Genomic DNA, 2,547 nt, shown 5'->3' with positions numbered 1-2,547 from the left:
CGAACTGCGGGCTCGCGCACCCGGCGAGCGCGATCGCGAGCGCCCCAGCGGTGAGCGCCGCCAGGAGCGACCCGGCCCGCATCCCGGACGGCGTCGCGTCCGACGACGGTGCCCGCTCGGTCCCCACGGAGGCCGAGTCTACGACCCGGCGACCGCAGGACCACGGGAGCCGGCCGATCAGGACGCGGGCAGCGGCGTGGGCACGGCCCCCTCGCCAGCGAGGACCGCCTCGACGTCATCGTCTGCGTCCTCCGGAACCGTCCAGTCGGCACCCTCCGCCCAGTCGGGGACGTCGGTGCGGGCCACCTCGCCGTCGCCGTCGACCCGGTCGGCGGACGCGTTCGAGGACTCCCCCTCAGCGCCGGCGGTCTCGACGAGGCGGGCGCCCGACGTCTTGGAGTAGACCGCGACGCCCCACGACAGGTCGTGGCCGATCGCGTCGGCGTCGATCTCGATGGCGGTGCCCGAGCGCTCGCCGGTCTCCCACGCCCGGACGCGGAGACGGCCGTGCACGACGACGCGCTCGCCCTTGCGGAGCGAGCGCGCGGTGTTCAGCGCGAGCTGCCGGAACGATGAGACGGTGTACCAGTTGGTCTCCCCGTCGGTCCAGGCGCCGGTGGCCCGGTCGAAGAAGCGGCGCGTGGACGCCAGCCGGAAGTTGGTGATCGGCAGGCCCGTCGCGGTGACGGTGTGTCGGGGGTCGCTGCCGATGACGCCGGTGATGGTCACGAGGTCGGACATTGGGATGCTCCTCAGGGCTCGACGCCGCCGCGGATCGGCGGCTCGCGGCATCCGGGGCCCTCGTGCCGGAACGACCCCGGATGCCGCTCACCACAGCGTTGCGGTCGGGGACGCGGCATCCGTCGACCGCAGGCCCTTCCGGGGACGGCCCGGACGCGGTCGGGGGTGGTGAGGAGGGGTCAGGCGACGATGTAGTCGGCGTAGGACCGCCGGATCTTGTTCACCTTGGGCAGGGCGACCGCCAGGCAGTACCCCTGGCCGGGGTTCTTCGCGAAGAAGTCCTGGTGGTACTCCTCGGCCCGGAAGAAGTCGCCGAGCGGTTCGATCGTGGTGACGACCTCGCCCGGCCACCAGTCTGCGGCGCGCGTGCGCGCCGCCTCGAAGAGCTCGCGCTGCTCGTCGCCCGTGAAGAACATCGCCGACCGGTACTGCGTGCCGACGTCGGCGCCCTGGCGGTTGAGCTGCGTCGGGTCGTGCAGCGTGAAGAAGACGTCGAGCACGACCTCGCGCGGCAGCACCTCGGGATCGAAGTCGACGCGCACCGCCTCGGCATGACCGGTGGCACCCGTGCAGACGAGCTCGTACGACGGGTTCGGCGTCGCGCCGCCCGTGTAGCCCGACACGACGTCGTGCACGCCGCGGAGCGTGCGGTAGACGGCATCCAGGCACCAGAAGCACCCGCCGGCGAGAACGAAGCTTTCCATCACGGCCATAGGCTACCGGCATGACCTTCGTCGCCTCTCCCGACCGCTACGACCGGATGACCTACAACCGGATCGGGAGGAGCGGCCTGAAGCTGCCCGCCCTCTCCCTCGGGCTCTGGCACAACTTCGGCCACGACCGTCCGCTCGACACGCAGCGCGCCATCGTGCGCCGCGCATTCGACCTCGGCGTCACGCACTTCGACCTCGCGAACAACTACGGCCCGCCTCCCGGCAGCGCCGAGGAGAACTTCGGCCGCCTGCTGGCGACCGACCTGAAGCCGTACCGCGACGAGCTCATCATCTCGTCGAAGGCGGGCTACCACATGTGGGAGGGCCCGTACGGGGAATGGGGTTCGCGGAAGAACCTCCTCGCCTCGCTCGACCAGAGCCTGGGCCGCCTCGGACTCGACTACGTCGACGTGTTCTACTCGCACCGCCCCGACCCCGAGACGCCGATCGAGGAGACGATGGGCGCGCTCGCGCACGCGGTCCGCCAGGGCAAGGCGCTGTACGCGGGCATCTCGAACTACTCGCCCGAGCAGACGATCGCCGCTGCGACGGCGCTCGCCGCCGAGGGCGTGCCGCTGACGATCCACCAGCCGCGCTACTCGATGTTCGACCGGCACATCGAGGAGGGGCTCTTCCCCGCGCTCGACGAGGTCGGGGCCTCGGCCATCGTGTTCTCCCCGCTCGCCCAGGGGCTCCTGACCGATCGCTACCTCTCCGGGGAGGTGCCCGCGGGTTCCCGCGCGGCGACGAGCCACTTCCTGCCCGCCGAGCGCATCAGCGAGGAGTACCTCGAGCGTGCGCGAGCCCTGAACGCGATCGCCGCCGACCGCGGACAGTCGCTCGCGCAGCTCGCCCTGTCGTGGGTCCTCCGCGTGCCGCAGGTCGCGAGCGCGCTCATCGGCGCCTCGAGCGTCGCCCAGCTCGAGCAGAACGTCGCCGCGCTCGACGCGGCCCCGCTGACCGACGACGAGATCGCCGCGATCGAACCGTACGCCGCCGACGGCACCGTGCTCGGCTGAGCGGATGCCGCGTCCGCTGCGACGCACGACGCCGCGGAGCGGATGCCGCGTCCGCTGCGACGCACGACGCCGCG

Annotated in this window: 3 protein-coding genes; 1 reads left to right on the top strand and 2 read right to left on the bottom strand. The window is 72.2% G+C overall.

Going from position 1 to position 2,547, the window contains the following annotated elements; genetic code table 11:
- Positions 1-177 precede the first annotated feature (177 nt).
- Together ESO86_RS15345 and msrA are read right to left on the bottom strand one after the other, a co-directional pair.
- A complete protein-coding gene (locus ESO86_RS15345) occupies positions 178-741 on the bottom strand; it encodes a single-stranded DNA-binding protein (protein ID WP_129235755.1) in 564 nt (187 codons plus the stop codon).
- A gap of 179 nt (positions 742-920) precedes the next feature.
- Positions 921-1,445 carry a peptide-methionine (S)-S-oxide reductase MsrA gene (gene msrA / locus ESO86_RS15340; RefSeq protein ID WP_129235754.1) on the bottom strand — a complete coding sequence of 175 codons (525 nt, stop codon included), beginning with the start codon at positions 1,443-1,445 and terminating at the stop codon, positions 921-923.
- A gap of 20 nt (positions 1,446-1,465) precedes the next feature.
- Between msrA and ESO86_RS15335 the strand changes: the two genes are divergently transcribed.
- Positions 1,466-2,473 (top strand): aldo/keto reductase, encoded by a 1,008-nt coding sequence (locus ESO86_RS15335; RefSeq protein WP_129235753.1) that lies wholly within the window; start codon positions 1,466-1,468, stop codon positions 2,471-2,473.
- The last annotated feature ends 74 nt before the right edge of the window (positions 2,474-2,547 follow it).

It is taken from the genome of Agromyces binzhouensis, assembly GCF_004135055.1.
Classification (GTDB): Bacteria; Actinomycetota; Actinomycetes; order Actinomycetales; family Microbacteriaceae; genus Agromyces; species Agromyces binzhouensis.
Note: the sequence above shows the minus strand (reverse complement) of the source record. Positions and strands in the feature narration are given on the sequence as shown.